This is a genomic window from Quyinboa ferrireducens (assembly GCF_042436675.1).
GTDB lineage: Bacteria > Bacteroidota > Bacteroidia > Bacteroidales > UBA5342 > JBHJHP01.
The window spans coordinates 1-759 of record NZ_JBHMVA010000093.1; the positions used below are offsets into that span (position 1 = coordinate 1).

General features: G+C 35.6%; 1 protein-coding gene. It reads right to left on the minus strand.

The window, feature by feature from the left end; translation table 11 throughout:
• Positions 1-191 precede the first annotated feature (191 nt).
• On the minus strand, positions 192-641 hold the full coding sequence (locus tag ACE01N_RS20570) for a hypothetical protein (RefSeq protein ID WP_380592976.1): 450 nt from the start codon (positions 639-641) through the stop codon (positions 192-194).
• Positions 642-759 lie beyond the last annotated feature (118 nt).

Consider the following 759-nt stretch of genomic DNA (forward strand, 5'->3'; position numbering starts at 1 on the left):
AACGTTCCCGCGGTATGGTGTCGTGCGGTTGACTGTCCCACGAAGTGGAGACTGTCAAGCCGAAAACGACGCCAGGATGCATGTGGATTTGCAGGTTAAAAGAGCCGCATGCACTATGCACCGCGTGTTAGGGGCTGGGGTTCTTTTTTCAATTAGTTCCTGACTCTCAGAAAATAAATAATCATTCAGTGCTAAAACCTAAAAGCCAAGCCTAAACCATCATTATCACTTTTTATATGTAGTCCAGTCCCTCTTTTTAAATTTGTCCCGTTTAAAATTCTACCTGCATTTCCAATATGATTCATATATTTTATAGAGAAAAATGCACCAACACCACCAATGCCTATTCCTAATGCAGAAATGAACTTGTCTCCATGGCCTTGTTGATATATAATTGTTCCGACAAAAATCAATGACACTCCTAAGTAAAACTTTCTCTCTGCTTTTATTAGTTCATTTCCTGCATTTTTAAGTAACAATTCATTTTCGATATTTTTGATTGAATCCTGAATCTCACAGAATCTCATGCACTGATAAATTGATTTCTGCTGTGTAGTCAATATTATTGGGTTTGTACTAAAACAGTCAATAAAAGGTAATAGAGTTATAATAACTAAAAACAGTCTAAATATTTTATTCATGGTATCTATGTTTAAGTTTAATCTAATAGCGTTAATAAATAGCAAGTCTTAAAATTTCTCAAATACTGAATGGTTAATTATCTTTTTTCACCCTTGCCCCTAACGTTCCCGCGGTATG

Coding starts and splice junctions, on each gene's coding strand:
- ACE01N_RS20570 (WP_380592976.1), bottom strand. CDS start 641: ATGAATAAAATATTTAGACTGTTTTTAGTTATTATAACTCTATTACCT.